Origin of the sequence: Streptococcus sp. FSL W7-1342 (assembly GCF_037966635.1) — a bacterium.
Lineage (GTDB): Bacteria > Bacillota > Bacilli > Lactobacillales > Streptococcaceae > Streptococcus > Streptococcus salivarius_D.
Genome location: NZ_CP150200.1, coordinates 37490 through 54135, shown reverse-complemented (window position 1 = coordinate 54135; position 16646 = coordinate 37490). Strand labels below are relative to the sequence as shown.

Annotated in this window: 14 protein-coding genes and 1 pseudogene; 1 reads left to right on the top strand and 14 read right to left on the bottom strand. The window is 42.6% G+C overall.

Features of this window, described 5'->3' with window-relative positions:
• Positions 1-16: 16 nt before the first annotated feature.
• From mutS to argR, 3 genes are read right to left on the bottom strand one after another with little or no spacing between them, the layout of a single operon-like run.
• Positions 17-2575: a DNA mismatch repair protein MutS gene (mutS, locus tag NSQ79_RS00310; protein ID WP_049527574.1), complete on the bottom strand. Its 2559-nt coding sequence runs from the start codon at positions 2573-2575 to the stop codon at positions 17-19.
• On the bottom strand, positions 2568-2927 hold the full coding sequence (locus tag NSQ79_RS00305) for a YlbF family regulator (protein WP_045772359.1): 360 nt from the start codon (positions 2925-2927) through the stop codon (positions 2568-2570). Before NSQ79_RS00305 ends, mutS begins: the two co-directional genes overlap by 8 nt.
• Complete coding sequence (gene argR, locus NSQ79_RS00300) at positions 2927-3355, bottom strand: arginine repressor (RefSeq protein WP_170314548.1); 429 nt, start codon at positions 3353-3355, stop codon at positions 2927-2929. The genes NSQ79_RS00305 and argR overlap by 1 nt, the downstream gene beginning before the upstream one ends.
• 154 nt (positions 3356-3509) lie before the next feature.
• On the opposite strand from argR, the gene argS reads away from it, so the two are divergent.
• On the top strand, positions 3510-5201 hold the full coding sequence (gene argS / locus NSQ79_RS00295) for an arginine--tRNA ligase (protein ID WP_045772358.1): 1692 nt from the start codon (positions 3510-3512) through the stop codon (positions 5199-5201).
• 874 nt (positions 5202-6075) lie between these two features.
• Here argS and purB read toward each other — a convergent pair.
• The 11 genes and pseudogenes from purB to purM all read right to left on the bottom strand — a co-directional run bounded on the left by purB (position 6076) and on the right by purM (position 16609).
• Positions 6076-7374 carry an adenylosuccinate lyase gene (purB, locus tag NSQ79_RS00290; RefSeq protein ID WP_049527584.1) on the bottom strand — a complete coding sequence of 433 codons (1299 nt, stop codon included), beginning with the start codon at positions 7372-7374 and terminating at the stop codon, positions 6076-6078.
• A gap of 181 nt (positions 7375-7555) precedes the next feature.
• Positions 7556-7696: a hypothetical protein gene (locus NSQ79_RS00285; RefSeq protein ID WP_164332331.1), complete on the bottom strand. Its 141-nt coding sequence runs from the start codon at positions 7694-7696 to the stop codon at positions 7556-7558.
• The gene (locus NSQ79_RS00280; protein WP_339313681.1) at positions 7689-8720 is read right to left on the bottom strand and encodes a hypothetical protein; all 1032 of its coding nucleotides are present in this window, start codon (positions 8718-8720) and stop codon (positions 7689-7691) included. The genes NSQ79_RS00285 and NSQ79_RS00280 overlap by 8 nt, the downstream gene beginning before the upstream one ends.
• Positions 8721-8737: 17 nt before the next feature.
• Positions 8738-8851, bottom strand: a pseudogene (locus tag NSQ79_RS00275) (phosphoribosylaminoimidazole carboxylase); the annotation flags it as partial.
• Positions 8852-8859: 8 nt separating this feature from the next.
• Positions 8860-9810 (bottom strand): 2-dehydropantoate 2-reductase N-terminal domain-containing protein, encoded by a 951-nt coding sequence (locus tag NSQ79_RS00270; protein ID WP_138261839.1) that lies wholly within the window; start codon positions 9808-9810, stop codon positions 8860-8862.
• Entirely contained in the window at positions 9811-10902 is a 1092-nt protein-coding gene (gene purK, locus NSQ79_RS00265; RefSeq protein ID WP_049527589.1) for a 5-(carboxyamino)imidazole ribonucleotide synthase, read from the bottom strand.
• Entirely contained in the window at positions 10889-11377 is a 489-nt protein-coding gene (purE, locus tag NSQ79_RS00260) for a 5-(carboxyamino)imidazole ribonucleotide mutase (RefSeq protein WP_014633730.1), read from the bottom strand. The genes purK and purE overlap by 14 nt, the downstream gene beginning before the upstream one ends.
• A gap of 298 nt (positions 11378-11675) precedes the next feature.
• Positions 11676-12938: a phosphoribosylamine--glycine ligase gene (gene purD, locus NSQ79_RS00255; RefSeq protein ID WP_014633731.1), complete on the bottom strand. Its 1263-nt coding sequence runs from the start codon at positions 12936-12938 to the stop codon at positions 11676-11678.
• Positions 12939-13230: 292 nt separating this feature from the next.
• Entirely contained in the window at positions 13231-14778 is a 1548-nt protein-coding gene (gene purH, locus NSQ79_RS00250) for a bifunctional phosphoribosylaminoimidazolecarboxamide formyltransferase/IMP cyclohydrolase (RefSeq protein ID WP_004181944.1), read from the bottom strand.
• A gap of 75 nt (positions 14779-14853) precedes the next feature.
• Positions 14854-15402 (bottom strand): phosphoribosylglycinamide formyltransferase, encoded by a 549-nt coding sequence (gene purN / locus NSQ79_RS00245; protein WP_002886299.1) that lies wholly within the window; start codon positions 15400-15402, stop codon positions 14854-14856.
• Between the two features lie 184 nt (positions 15403-15586).
• On the bottom strand, positions 15587-16609 hold the full coding sequence (gene purM / locus NSQ79_RS00240) for a phosphoribosylformylglycinamidine cyclo-ligase (protein WP_002886298.1): 1023 nt from the start codon (positions 16607-16609) through the stop codon (positions 15587-15589).
• Positions 16610-16646: the final 37 nt, after the last annotated feature.

The window sequence follows — 16646 nt, the reverse complement described above, 5'->3', positions numbered from 1 at the left end:
AATCGACAAGCTTCTTTTATAGTTTCTGTTTCAAATCTGCTACAGCCATCATGACCTGCATCGGTGTCATATTGTAAATATCCAAATCACGTAACTCTTGAAGAACCGGATTTTCAGTAAAATCATCAAAGAGAGAGATTTGCTCGTTGATATGCGTTTCAGTGGCAGGCTTCTCTTGAGGCGATACCTTTTCCTGAGGTTGGATGGTAACTGTCTCGCCCTCTAATTGTGTCAAGATGGTGTCAGCACGTTCCAGTAAATCTGCTGGTAAACCTGCAATCTTAGCTACATGAATACCGTAAGATTTATCGGCTGGGCCATCGACAATCTTGTGAAGGAAAGTCACCTCTCCGTCCTTTTCAAGTGTCGCCACATGAACGTTGACAAGGTGTGTCAAAGTATTTGACAGTGCTGTCAACTCATGATAATGGGTAGCAAACATGGTTTTAGCCCCCACCTTGTCATGAATAAACTCAATGATAGACTGGGCCAAAGCCATACCATCATAGGTGGCTGTCCCACGCCCCAACTCATCAAAAATAATCAAGGAATTAGGTGTCGCGCGCTTAATGGCCTGATTAGCCTCCATCATCTCAACCATGAAGGTCGACTGACCTGAAATCAGGTCATCTGAAGCACCAATACGCGTATAGATGGCGTCAAAAACTGGCAAATCAATACTATCTGCTGGTACGTAAGACCCCATCTGAGCCATAACGACTGACAAGGCCAACTGACGCATATAAGTAGATTTACCACTCATATTTGGTCCTGTGATGAGCTGAACATTGGTCTGACTGTCAAAGGTAATCGTGTTTGGAATGTATTCCTGAACACCCATAACCTTCTCAACCACCGCATGACGGCCTTGATCAATAACGATACGATGCTCATCATTGAACACAGGACGAACATAATGATTAGTCTCTGCTGTAACTGCCAAACTCTGAAGTACATCGACTGTCGCAATAGCCTTAGCCAAAGATTGCAAACGATCAATATAGCGTTCCACCTGCTCACGGACACGCATGAAAATATCATACTCTAGCGTTGATGACTTTTCACGTGCCTCGAGCATCTCACCTTCAATCTTAGCCAACTCAGCAGTTCCGAAGCGCTCTGAGTTTTTCAGAGTTGCCTTGCGGAAGAAGTGGTCAGGAACCAAGCTAAGATTAGAGTTGGTCACATGGAAGTAATAACCATCTTTACGGTTATAATCTATTTTTAGTGTTGTAATACCAGACGCTTCACGTTCCTTGGCTTCGATATCTGCGATCCACGATGTCCCCTCGCTCATCACCTTGCGATACTTGTCCAAGGTCTCATCAAAACCAGCACGGATAATGCCACCTTCTGTAATGGTTGCAGGAGCATCGGGATCAATAGCCGACCGAATCAGACTCTCTAATTCTGGCAGAGCATCCAATTCTTGTAAAAGACGTGACAAGGCCTCATCATTAAAAGACTCCAAAATCGCCTTAATAACTGGAACCTGAGCTAGGGTATGACCTAGCTGAATCAAATCTTTAGGGTTAGCCTTTCCGAAGGAAACACGACTAGCCAAGCGCTCAATGTCGTAAACCCCTTTAAGACTCTCTGTCAGGTCACTACGCTCGAAGAAATTGTCCAAGAAAACTTGGATAATATTCTGACGCTCCACGATTGCAGCCTGATTCACTAAAGGACGGTCAATCCAAGTACGCAAGAGACGCATTCCCATAGCTGTCTTGGTTTCATCCAAGAGCCAGAAAAGAGAACCGTGTTTCTTACCTGTTCTAGCATTTTCCAGCAAATCCAAACTTGACTTGGTCGCATAGGACATCTGCAAGTAATCCTTAATCTCATAGTGCTGAGCCTTTTGTAAATGGCTGAGCTCACGCATCTGAGTACGGTGCACATACTGGAGAAGTTTACCCGCTACACTGCTTTCTAAGTCTGTCAAGCTAGTGTCAATCAAGTGGACATCATCGTAAACCTCTGTTTCCTTAGAGAGTAGAAGGTTGAGTTGCTTCACCAAAACTTGTTCATCAGCTTCAGGTAAATCATAACCAACTACTACTTCACGTGCCTTAAGGTTCTGAATTTCACTACAAACTGAACTGAAATCGTCCAACTCTGTCGCAAAAAATTCACCCGTTGACACATCCATATAGGCCAGACCAAAACGACTTCCAGCCTTGTCAATGGCTACCAAGAAATTGTTGGCATTATCAGGTTTAGAACTGTCAACCACTGTCCCTGGCGTGATAACCTGAACCACCTCACGCTTAACCACACCAACAGCCTGTTTAGGATCCTCCATCTGCTCAGCAATGGCTACCTTGTAGCCCATCTCAACCAAGACATCAATATAGGATTGAGCTGAATGATAAGGAACACCAGCCATAGGAATGGGATTATCGGCGTTCTTATTACGACTGGTTAGGCTAATTTCCAAAATCTGGGCAGCCTTAACGGCATCATCATAAAATAATTCGTAAAAATCACCCATACGGAAGAGCAAAAAAGCATCTGGATAATTTTCCTTGATATCCAAATACTGCTGCATTCCTGGAGATATTTTTTCCTTAGCCATGTCTTAACTCCTCGTTAATCCTTTCTTCGATAGACTTGGTCACATATTGGATCAAGTCACTGGCATCCTGCATTTTTTGACGGTAGTCCTGAACAATAGGCAAATTTTCCAACTCATGCTGAATCAAATCTGCTTGTTCGCCTGCCTCCTCATAGGCACGTTGTTTCTCAATTTTTTGAAAAAGCACTGCTTCTTGTTGATAAGCCTTCATCTGTCCAGCTAGATGACTGATTTGAGGTACCTGTCCAATGGCCTTCTCAGCATCTTGAAAAGCAAGAACCGCCTCATGGTGTTTGAGGAGGTCGATTAACTCTTCTTTGGCTTTTTGGAGATCCTGATGAGGAGTGTTCATCAGTGAAACTCGCTTTCCAGTTTTTCAGCAACCACAGCATCCTTACAGATTACCAAGAGGGTATCTGCACCAGCAACGGTTCCTAAAATTTCAGGGTTGCCATCACTGTCAATTAAGTTGGCCAAAACATCAGCTTCACCCAACTCTGTGTGAAGGACCAGCATAAACTGAGCACGTGAAACTGATTTAACATAGTCCTTAACCGTAGGATCCAAACTTGGAAGCACATGCTCAGACAAACTATAGTAGAGTCTGCCTTCTTCATCACGAAGCTTCAAGAGGCCAATCTCACGCAAGTCACGTGACAAGGTAGCCTGAGTAACCGTGATACCTTCCGCCTCTAGGCGTTGCTTAATTTCCTCTTGTGTCCCAATCTTATCTCTTGAAATCATCTGTTTGATAACAGCTTGACGATCTCTCTTCATTATCTTTCCTCTTTTTATGTATATTCCTTGCATATTATAACAGAATTTTTGTATTTTTTCATGGAATTCTTCCTAATAGATGCTTTCTTGTCCCTACCCTATTAACTAAAATAATGGTAAAATAGGTATGAATGACAAGATTTGAAATGGAGTACCTATGAATACTAAAGAACTCATTGCAGCAGAAATTGCCAAAGTTGTTCCTGAATTGGAACAAGAAAACATTCAAAATCTGCTTGAAACCCCTAAAAATGCTGACATGGGAGACCTCGCCTTTCCTGCCTTCTCATTGGCTAAAGTCTTGCGTAAGGCTCCTCAAATGATTGCAGCAGACATCGCTGAAAAAATCGATGCCTCAAACTTTGAAAAGGTTGAAGCTGTTGGTCCTTACATCAACTTTTTCCTTGATAAATCAAAAATCTCAGCGGACGTTCTTGGACAAGTCATCGCTCAAGGCAGCCACTACGCTGACCAAAACATCGGTCACGGACGTAACATCGCCTTTGATATGTCTAGTCCTAACATCGCTAAACCTTTCTCTATCGGTCACTTGCGTTCAACGGTTATCGCTGATGCTCTTGCCAACATCGTAGCTAAACAAGGCTACAAACCAGTCCGCATCAACCACTTGGGTGACTGGGGTAAACAGTTTGGTATGCTGATTGTTGCCTATAAGAAATGGGGTAGCGAGGAAGCTGTCAAAGCCAACCCTATCAATGAACTCCTTCAACTTTATGTGCGCATCAATGCCGAAGCTGAAGAAGACCCATCTGTAGACGAAGAAGCTCGTGAATGGTTCCGTAAATTGGAAGCTGGTGACGAGGAAGCAACTGCCCTCTGGCAATGGTTCCGTGACGAAAGCTTGGTGGAATTCAACCGTCTCTATGATGAACTCGGTGTTTCTTTTGATAGCTACAACGGTGAAGCCTTCTACAATGATAAGATGGATGAAGTCGTTGACATCTTGACAGAAAAAGGACTTCTCCAAGAATCTCAAGGTGCCCAAGTGGTTAATCTTGAAAAATACGGTATCGAACACCCAGCCCTCATCAAAAAATCAGATGGTGCGACACTCTACATCACACGTGACTTGGCTGCTGCCCTCTACCGTAAACGTACTTACGACTTTGCCAAAGCCATCTATGTGGTTGGTAATGAACAATCTGCCCACTTCAAACAGTTGAAAGCTGTTCTTAAAGAAATGGGTTACGACTGGTCTGACGACATGACTCACGTTGCCTTTGGTCTAGTAACTAAGAACGGTAAGAAATTGTCAACTCGTAAGGGTAACGTTATCTTACTTGAGCCAACTATCGCTGAAGCTGTTAACCGTGCTCAAGCTCAAATCGAAGCTAAGAATCCAAACTTGCCTAACAAGGAAGCTGTTGCCCACGCTGTTGGTGTCGGAGCTATCAAGTTCTACGACCTTAAAACAGACCGCATGAATGGTTATGACTTCGACCTTGATGCCATGGTATCCTTCGAGGGGGAAACTGGACCTTACGTACAGTATGCTCACGCTCGTATCCAATCTATCTTGCGCAAGGCTGACTTCACGCCATCTGCAGATGCCACATACAGCCTAAACGACGTTGAAAGCTGGGAAATCATCAAACTCATCCAAGACTTCCCACGTATCATCAACCGTGCATCAGATAACTTTGAACCATCTATCGTTGCTAAATTTGCTATCAGCTTGGCCCAAGCCTTCAACAAATACTATGCGCACACACGTATCTTGGACGAAAGCCCAGAACGTGACAGCCGTTTGGCTCTTTGCTACGCAACAGCAACAGTCCTCAAAGAAGCCCTTCGCCTTCTCGGTGTTGAAGCTCCAGACGAGATGTAAGCCATATTTAAAACGCCTAAGGGCGTTTTTTTAGTGACCAAAAAAAGAACCCAACACATGGTGTTGAGCTCTTTTGGAGATTATGAAAAAGAAAAGTTCGTTGTTCTACAAAAAGTGTAAGCCAACGAGACTTACTGAACAAGGTTCAGTAAAAGTTATTTAGGAGACTTAAAGTATAACCTCTCTACCTTAAAGAAACCTTAAATCACAGAAAAAAATCCCCTAAGGGATTTTCACAACAGTCCAAAGACCGCTGAAAAGATACAATTGTACAGGCTTCCCAACCTCTTCTTCCTAATCCTCCAAGGTGACCGCTTGTCCAATAGAATCTTTATATAACTATATTACCTTGTTTTGGAAGGGTTTTCAAGTATTTTCTTAAAATATTCTAATATAACCTCAAAAAAGAAGAAAAAAGCCTAGATTTCTAGACTTTCTTCGGGGAGATTAGTTATGAAAAAATTATGTTACCTCTAGCTCACAAAAGCTAGTTCCTTACTAGGATGGTTATAATACATCTTAATAAACTTAAAAGTAGATTAAGAGATTATTATCTTTTGTCACTTTTTAAAATAATAAGCAAAATAAGTAATAGTAAGGAACCACTAGGAATGTCCATATCTAAAAACCAAGAGGGGGCTTTAATACTTCCTAGATTATTCATGATGCGGATGATATTATAAGCAATGCTTACTATTAAGAGGCTAAGTTCCGGTAAATAGTTAAGTCGTCCTTTTAAGATTACTAACTTCTCCTTTCTGATAGTTTTCTTGCCATGACCCTATTATAAGGCTGAAAAGGAAACAAAACTAGTGACATAAATGTCACCATCAAAAAAAGCAGGGCAAACCTGCTTTCTGCTATTTTGTTTAGATTAGTCACCCAAACCGATGCGTTCGAAGATTTCATCAACACGTTTAGTGTAGTAAACTGGGTTGAAGATTTCGTCGATCTCTTCTTGAGTGAGACGAGATGTTACCTCTGGATCTGATTCAAGAAGTGGTTTAAAGTCTACTTGGTTATCCCATGATTGGGCTGTCTTAGGTTGAACGAGGTCGTAAGCTTGCTCACGTGTCATGCCTTTTTCAATCAAAGTAAGCATAGCACGTTGGCTGAAGATAAGACCAAATGTAGAGTTCATGTTGCGGATCATGTTTTCTGGGAAGACTGTCAAGTTCTTAACGATGTTTCCGAAACGGTTGAGCATGTAGTCAATCAAGATGGTTGTGTCTGGTGCGATGATACGCTCAGCTGATGAGTGAGAGATATCACGTTCATGCCAAAGGGCTACGTTTTCATAAGCTGTTACCATGTGACCACGGATAACACGCGCAAGACCTGTCATGTTTTCAGAACCGATAGGGTTACGTTTGTGAGGCATTGCTGAAGACCCTTTTTGACCTTTGGCAAAGAATTCTTCCACTTCACGTTGTTCAGATTTTTGAAGACCACGGATTTCAGTCGCCATACGCTCGATAGATGTTGCGATGCTCGCAAGAACTGCAAAGTACTCAGCGTGAAGATCACGAGGAAGGACCTGTGTAGAGATTTCTTGAGCACGGATACCTAATTTGTCACAGACGTATTTTTCAACGAATGGTGGGATGTTGGCAAAGTTACCAACCGCACCAGAAATCTTACCAGCTTCCACACCAGCAGCTGCGTGCTCGAAACGCTCGATGTTACGTTTCATTTCGCTGTACCAAGTTGCCAATTTAAGACCAAAAGTTGTAGGTTCAGCGTGCACACCGTGGGTACGACCCATCATGATAGTGAACTTGTGTTCTTTCGCTTTGTCAGCGATGATATTGAGGAAGTTTTCAAGGTCCTTGCGGATGATGTCGTTGGCTTGTTTGTAGAGGTAACCATAGGCAGTATCTACCACGTCAGTAGAAGTCAAACCATAGTGAACCCACTTACGTTCTTCACCAAGAGTCTCAGAAACCGCACGTGTGAAGGCAACCACATCGTGACGAGTTTGCTGCTCGATTTCCAAAATACGTTCGATGTCAAAGTCCGCTTTTTCACGAATCAAAGCCACATCTTCCTTAGGGATTTCTCCCAACTCAGCCCATGCTTCGTCAGCCAAGATTTCCACCTCAAGCCAAGCACGGTATTTATTTTCTTCAGTCCAAATGTTCGCCATTTCTGGGCGTGAATAACGTTCGATCATAATTAAGATATTAAGGGCGTTAAGCGGACACAGTCAAAATAGGAGTTTAGACGAAGAAGCGTCAGCTTCTAGGAAAAACTATCTTTTTAACAAAGTCCGCAGCCCGTATTCAATTTTAATGAATACGAGTACCCTTGTTCCTTTCTTTTTTGTTTATTTAATTCTATGAATGTTAGTCCTTCTATTTTTTGTTGTTTTTAAACAATGCAATTAATGATGCGACTCCACTAACTCCTATCAAAACATTTCTTGTATTTTTCTTGACAAACGTAACGGGCTTATTCAAGTTTTTTCCAATTTTATGTATTTGTTTTCTATCCATTTTTCACCTCCTTTAATAATTCCTGACCTGTAAATTCAATAGTAATAATATCATCGGCAGATAACTCTTTTGCTCCAATTTTTCCAATAAAGTCTGCTGGATCTATACACCATTTTAATCGTCGTTTTTCATCAGAGCTTACTTCCTGTAATTCTACAAGTTTTGATACATACTCATGGTTATCTTCAATCAAGTTCTTAATTGGTTCATAAACAGTGTCAATAATTCCATTATTTCCTGTTACTGTATATATTTTTGCTAGCAAATCACTTGCCTTAACAATATATGAGAATTGGTCGTTTAGTTCCACAAAGCTATCTGAAACATCATCATTAAACTTCTCATCAAAAGTTGATTTTAGAAACAGAATAACTTTATTTTGAGGTATAGATAAATTCTTACTCACTACACCTTTAAATTCTTCTATAATAGCTTCTCGCCCCTCGTTTAATTGACTAACCGCATTCAATAATAGATACTCTTTCTGAGGATTTTCATCGTCCATTAATAATGCTTGCTCTATTGTCCTTTCTGCACCTAATATTTTAGAACGCCTATCATCTTTTTGACCTTGTTTAATATCTACAGCAATCTGTTTAACTTCTGACAATAATAAATCTAGGTCACCTACTTTTTTAATTTCAACCAAACGATTTACATTTGACACAACATTTTTAAAAGCTTCTGGATTGTCTAATACGATTTTTTCAAGTCTAGCCATTGAAACAATATCATTATTAGTTCCTTTTGATACAAAGTTTGGCAACAAAGACTTCATATCTGCTGTTTTTTGAAAATTAATATCCCCCCTATTGAATTTATCTAGTTGTTCTTGAGTAAATTTAACAACATAAACTTCTCTAGGATCGATATTCTGTTTTATTTCGTTATAGGAGTCAATGATTGTAACAAAAAAATTTTCAACATTTTCAAATGTCCTATTTTTATTCTGAAAAAGCTTAATCTCGAGTAGACTATTATCTTTCTGCTCTTTGATATCTTTTTTTAATGCTAACTCTTCCATTTTTGTATCTCCTACTCCAACTCTTCATACTTAGCTTTCACTTTTTCGTGATTGCTACTAGCATACAAGACTTCGACGACTGCGCCAGTCTTATCTTTTTCAACAAATGCGTTGACGATGAGTTGAATCATATAATCTCCTAAATCGAAATTCCCTTCATATTTGCTTCAAGAATGGGCATTTCAACACCTAATTCCTGACCGGTCTGATAGACACTTTGACAACAATAGAAGATGTCCTGTTTATCATTGTGTAAGGTCATGATTTTTCGTGTCAGCTCATTTTTCGCAAACATGATTTTCATGGCTTTTCCTGCAATCCAAGCGGGAATTTTGTAGGGCAAGAGTTCGGCTTTGTAAAGTTTCAAATTCACACCACGCGCTTCTACAACTTTCAAAGCCTCTCGAATGGCCTTGATAGCCAATGACAATTCCGAAGAACTATTCATCAAGTTCAGAGCCAATTCTTCTGGATTTTCCAGATTTCCTGAACGAGCAGCTGTCGAAGTAACACCCGCATTAATCGCCATGTGAATCCAAATCCACTCGACCATATCATGAGGAACTTCCCACTTCAAATCTGCAGAACTCAGCAAAGTCGTCAAATCAGAATAGTTAGAAATGTGTGCTTTTTGCTCACTTTCGAGCATTAAATGGTCAAACAAGACACCATCCAAATGGTCCTCTTGCATGTGACCTCCAGCTGTTGGAAAGGCCAGAATATAGTCATAATCTCCTGCCCACTCTTGGACATCTTTTCGTGTATTCCAGAAATTGCAGAAGAAAACGAGGGTGCCTTTGATATTATTTTTTCGCAAGGTTTCCACGGCTTCTTTGACAAAACCATGACGAACACTGAGAAAAATAAAATCATATTCCGAATCAGCTTTCGCCACATGAACCTCATAGGTATCATGCTTGTTCTCACCTTTGGAATGATAGCGACCATCTAGCAAATCAACCGAGAGGGATTTGGGAGCATTGTTCCGCTTACTGTCTCTAAGGACATGTTCTACTTGATGACCTGCTTTTTGAAAAGCATAGGCATAAGTCGTTCCAATGACTCCGAGTCCTAGGATTGCTATTTTCACCTAAAAATCAATTCCTTTCCCGAACTCAACCACATTGTCTGGATCATTACTAAACAAAGTCACATGACCCATTTTGCGATTGTGCTTCGCTTCTAGTTTACCATACATGTGGAGGTGGGCGCTTGGATTTTCTGTGACATAACGCTCAGCTGCTTCGACGTGTTGGCCGAGGACGTTGAGCATGACAGCTGGTGCATGGAGATGGATTGCTGGAAGTGGTGCTCCGAGAACGCCCAAGATATGTGTGTCAAACTGTGAAAAGTCACAAGCTTCGATTGAGTAGTGGCCAGAATTGTGTGGGCGTGGTGCGATTTCGTTGACGATGATGTCATCAGCTGTCGCAAACATTTCCACACAGAGGGTACCAGAGAGGTTAAGTTGTTCAGCAATCTTCACAGCCATAGCTTTAGCTTTCTCAGCTAGACTATCAGAAATGCGAGCAGGCACGATGGTTTTAGAGAGGATATTGTTGCGGTGGATATTTTCCTGAACTGGGAAAACTGTCACATCCTTGCCGTTACCAGACACGATGACTGAAATTTCAAGGTCGAAGTTGACGAACTCTTCCAAGACACACTCTGCTGAGTTAGCAAGGGCATTTGCCTCTTCCAAATCGTCAGCTGACGTGATGACTTTTTGACCGTGGCCATCGTAACCACCTGTCGCAGTCTTGAGGACGTATTTTTTAGAAAGGTCAATATCTTCCAAATCAAGGCTAGATGTTACAACCTTGTAAGGGGCAACTGTTACTTTAGCCTTGTTTGAGAGAAAGTCCTTCTCAAAAATACGGTTTTGTGAGATGCGAAGCAGGTCTGTCCCTTGCGGGAGCTGTCCTTCTTTGATAACAGCATCAAGGCCGTCAGCGTCGACATTTTCAAACTCATAAGTGAGAACGTCACAGCGGTCCGCCAACTGACAAAGGGCATCTACGTCATCGTAGGGTGCCACGATAACCTCAGACACACGAGAAGATGGGCAATCTGCTGCAGGATCAAGGGTGATAACCTTGTGGCCCATGTAGATAGCTGAGATAGCCATCATCTGACCGAGCTGACCGCCACCGATGATACCAATGGTTTTAGTTGAGCTCATTTGTAGACTCCTCTGCGATTTTTCCTTGTTCTTCAGCAAAGTTAGCAAGCGCATCCGCAATGGCCTTGTCATCTACTGAGAGGAGACGGAGGGCAAAGAGAGCAGCGTTAGTTGCACCAGCTTCACCGATAGCCATAGTTGCGACTGGTACACCACCTGGCATCTGAACGATAGAATAAAGCGAATCCACACCGCTAAGAGCACGTGATTTGACTGGAACACCGATGACTGGAAGGGTTGTTTTAGCAGCGACCATACCTGGCAAGTGAGCAGCGCCACCTGCACCAGCGATGATGACCTTGATACCACGGCTACGTGCTTCTTCGGCATGTTTGAACATGAGGTCCGGTGTACGGTGGGCGGAAACAACTTTCTTTTCGTAAGCAACACCGAAGTTGTCGAGGACTTCAGCGGTTTTTTGCATGGTTGCCCAGTCAGATTTTGAGCCCATGATAATGGAAATTACTGGTTTCATAGTTAATATCCTTTTTCTTTTTTGATAATGGTCTTAGGTGGTGGGGACGGAAGCAAACCTTCGGTTTCATTCCTAAACTTTGAGCCTAAAGTCTCAAAGTTTCCCCCGACCAGAACAGATCCTGTTCTGGTCTTTTCACCACGGCGACCATTATCGGATTGGCGACTTCGTCGCCTAAAATAGCATTGATATTCGAAAACTCAAAGAAAATCACAGAGTGACAAGGCAAAGCGACGAAGATAGAACTAACGTTCATCAAGGAGCTTTAACACAGTCAATCGAAGATTTTCAAAGAGTTTTATTTGTTAGCCTTGCTACCGATATCCGTACGATAGAAGAGGCCTTCTGTGTTTTGGTTGCTGAGTTCGTTGTAGATAATGTTTTGGCCATCTTTGACGGTATCTGCTGTTGTGACAAGCATGTAGACACGTCCTCCGTTTGAGAGGAGGTCTTGGCCATTTTCAGCGAATTTAGCACCAGCATAGTAAGTGATGATGTCACCCTCTGTCTTGGCTGGAAGTTTGATACCCTTCTCATAAGCGAGTGGGTAGCCGTTTGAGGCTACAACCACACCAAGTGTCACACCCTTGTCCGTCCAAGTGATGGCTGGCTCTTTACCTTCCAAAATGTCAGTGATGTTTTGTGCAAAGTCAGATGTCAAACGAGGCAAGATGATTTGTGTTTCAGGATCACCAAAACGTGAGTTGAACTCGATGACTTTAGGGCCATCAGCTGTCAAGATAAGTCCAGCGTAAAGGACACCAGTGTAAGGACGACCTTCTTTGATCATACCTTCAAGAACTGGCTTGACAATAGTGTCAACCGCTGTGTCAACCACGCTCTGTGGCAAGTGAGGAACTGGCGCATAGGCACCCATCCCACCAGTGTTAGGACCCTTGTCGCCATCATAAGCACGTTTGTGGTCCTGAGCCGTTGGCATGATGTAGAACTTTTCCCCATTGACAAAGGCAAAGAGAGAAAACTCTTCCCCGTCAAGGAATTCCTCGATGACCACACGCGCACCTGAATCACCGAATTTATTGTCCAAAAGCATCTCGTGAGCAGCTTCGACGGCTTGCTCAACCGTTTCAGCAACGACGACACCTTTCCCAAGGGCCAAGCCGTCTGCCTTGACGACGATTGGAGCGCCTTTTTCCTCAATGTAGGCCTTGGCTTCCTCGAAATCTGAAAATGTGCCATAGGCTGCTGTCGGAACGTCGTACTTGACCATGATTTCCTTAGCAAAATCCTTAGACCACTCAAGCTCAGCCGCAGCCTTGGTAGGACCAAAGGCTTTGAGTCCAGCCGCATTGAAATCATCCACGATACCAGCTGCAAGGGCATCATCTGGACCGATAAAGGTCCAAGCAATATCGTTCGCTTTTGCGAAGTCAATCAGCTTAGAATGTTCGGAAATTCCGATATTGATCAAATCAAGACCGTCCAATGTCATCCCGTCATTACCAGGAGCCACGAAAACTTGCTCAACGTCCTTAGACTCCAATAATTTCTTGGCAATCGCATGTTCACGACCACCAGAACCAACAACCAAAAGTTTCATTTGAAAGATACCTCAATATCAAATAAGACTAGGGGCAAATGCCCGTTAACGACAATCATTCGGAAAAATTAGCAATTTTCACGAATTATACATAACCATTATAACATATTTGTTCGGAGATATGGGTATGTATCCAAATTTGGACACAAAAAAGGCAGCCACTTGGACCACCTCTTGGGAGATTATGAAAATGAAAAAAGTTATTTAGGATGGTATTAGTATAACTTGGAGAGCTTAAAGGAAGCTTAAGGAATCTAAAAAACATCCAATTTCTTGGATGCTTTGTAAATTCTTAATGACGGAAGTGACGAACGCCTGTAAAGATCATTGTCAAACCATGTTTATCAGCAGCTTCGATTGACTCTTGGTCACGTACTGATCCACCTGGTTGGATGATTGCTTTGATACCTGCTTTGGCGATTTCTTCTACGTTATCTGCAAATGGGAAGAAGGCATCTGAAGCAAGAACAGCACCATCAAGGCGGTCTTTAGCTTGCTCAATGGCGATACGGACTGAAGCCACACGGTTGGTTTGACCTGGGCCAACACCAAGTGTCATGTGGTCATTAGTTACGATGATACCATTTGATTTCACATACTTGATAGCTTTCCAAGCAAACTCAAGAGCTGTCGCTTCTGTCTCTGTTGGTTGGCGTTTAGTAACCACTTGCCAGTCAGCTGGACTTTCTTTAACAACGTCTTGGTTTTGAACGAGGAGACCACCAACAACACCAGTGTATTCTGCTTCCACTTCGCTAGCGTCTTGAGCGTCAAATGGCAACTCAAGGATACGCAAGTTTTTCTTCTTAGTTGTCAAGATTTCAAGCGCTTCGTCTGTGTAGCTTGGTGCAATGATGATTTCAAGGAAGACACCGTGCATTTTCTTAGCTGTCGCAGCGTCAACTTCACGGTTGAGGACTACGATACCACCGAAGATTGATACTGGGTCAGCTTCATAAGCGTAGTCCCAAGCTGTTTCGATGTCGTCAGCTTGACCGATACCACATGGGTTCATGTGTTTCAAAGCCACAACTGTTGGACGGTCTTTGAAATCACGGATGATACGGATAGCGGCATCAGCGTCACGGATATTGTTGAAAGACAATTCTTTACCGTTAAGCTGTTTAGCTGAAGCAATTGAGTAAGCCGTTGGCAAACCTTTTTGGTAGAAGTCTGCGTCTTGTTGAGGGTTTTCACCGTAACGCATTGGTTGCTTGAGGTCATAGGTCAAAGTGAGTTTTTCAGGTTTTGTTTCACCCACTTGAGCTGTGAAGTATTCCGCAATCAAAGCGTCGTATGAAGCTGTGTGACGGTATACTTTTGCTGCCAAACGTTGACGAGTTTCGTAACTTGTTTCGCCGTTTGCTGACAATTCGTCAAGAACAACAGCATAGTCAGCAGGGTCTACCACAACTGTTACGCTAGCGTGGTTTTTAGCTGCTGAACGAAGCATAGATGGCCCACCGATATCGATGTTTTCAACCGCATCAGCATAAGTTACGTCTGGTTTGAGGATGGTTTCCTTGAATGGGTAAAGGTTTACCACAACAAGGTCGATAAGTTCGATATTATTATCCTTAGCCGCTTGGAGGTGGCTATCGAGGTCACGACGAGCGAGGAGACCACCATGGATATTTGGGTGGAGAGTCTTCACACGACCGTCCATCATTTCTGGGAAACCAGTCACATCATCGATGGCAATGGTGTCTACCCCAGCATTATCAAGGGCAACTTTGGTCCCACCTGTTGAGATGATATCCCAACCAAGTTTCTTGAGTTCTTGGGCAAATTCAACAATGCCCGCTTTGTCTGAGACTGAAATAAGTGCTCGTTTAGTCATTTTCTTTCTTTTCCTTTTTTAAAAAAGTTCTTTAGCTGCTACAGTCAAAAATTATCTTTCAGCTCTAGGGCTTTCTTATTTTCGTGCAACTCCCAAACTATCCAAGACTTCTGGATAGAGCTTGTACTCTGTTTCGTGGATACGAGTTTCGAAAGTATCAAGGGTATCACCTTCAAGGCGTGGCACACGGACTTGTTTGATAACCTTACCGGTATCAACACCAGAATCCACCCAGTGAATAGTCACACCAGACTGGTCAACACCTGCATTCCAAGCATCCTCAATGCCATGAGCACCTGGAAATTCAGGAAGATAAGCCGGGTGGATATTTATGATACGACCTTCATAAGCTGCCAGCAAGGTTGGGCCAACGATTTTCATATAACCCGCCAAGCAAACCAAATCAATCTGGTGTTCATCCAAGAGTTTGACGATAGCTTCTTCATAAGCCGTTTTATTGTCAAATTCCTTGAGCTCAAAGGCATGGCTAGTCACACCAAGATTCTTGGCACGTTCTAAGACATAGGCATCACGGTGATCTGAAAAAACAAATTCTACTGGAAATTGTTCCGCAATCACCTGAAAGTTTGAGCCGTTGCCAGAGGCAAAAACAGCAATCTTCATATTCGATACAAAGGGACGTTTCGGCTAGCCGAACAGTTTCGTAGAAAAATAGGAAATCATTTTGTGTGCAAGCACCCAGCAATGATTTCTCTTTTTTCCTAGAAAATGAGTCCCGTGTTCAGTTAGGCTTGCTAACTAAACACTCCTTTCTACAATTTCTCCGTATAAAATGGTGATTTCACCATTATTTTATCACCACACTTGCGCCATCTTTCTTCACAATACGACCAATTTCATAAACAGGTTCGTCAAGAAGTTCTTTGACACGTTCAACATTTTCTGGTTTAACCGCAAGCATGAGACCAATACCCATGTTGAAGATTTCAAACATTTCTTCATGTTTGATTTCACCATATTTTTCAAGGGCTTTAAAAATTGGAAGAACTGGCACTTTGCTTTCATCAATTTCAGCAGCCAAGTCATCTGAGAACATACGTGGTACATTTTCGATGAAACCACCACCTGTGATGTGGGCAATACCGTTAACCAATTCTTCTTTGATGAGTGGCAAAGCTGCTTTGACGTAGATACGAGTTGGTTCAAGAAGAACGTCTTTAAGTTTTTTGCCTTCAAGCTCTGGGAGAACTTCTTCCCCTGTGTAATTAGCAAATACACGACGCACGAGTGAGTAACCGTTGGAGTGGATACCGCTTGAAGCAAGTCCAAGAAGCACGTCACCTTCAGCTACTTTTGAGCCGTCGATGATTTGAGATTTTTCTGCGATACCTACCGCGAAACCTGCCAAATCATAGTCGTCTTCACCATACATACCAGGCATTTCAGCAGTTTCACCACCAATAAGGGCTGCACCAGCTTGCACACAACCTTCAGCAACACCAGCAACGACCTGCTCCAATTTAGCTGGTTCATTTTTACCAGTTGCTACGTAGTCAAGGAAGTAAAGGGGCTCAGCACCTGCGGCGATGATATCGTTAACACACATAGCAACACAGTCTTGACCGATAGTATCGTGTTTGTCGTACTTAATAGCAAGCATGAGTTTAGTACCGACACCATCTGTACCTGAGATCAAAACAGGCTCTTTAACACCTGTTTTTGAAAGGTCGAACATACCACCGAAGCCACCGAGAGCTCCCATGACACCTGCACGCTCTGTACGGGCAACGTGTTTTTTGATACGTTCAACAACTTCATAACCTGCTTCAACATCCACACCCGATTGAGCGTAAGCATTTTTATTTGTCATTTTATTTATTCCTTTTCTTTTTTCGAGAAAGAGTGCG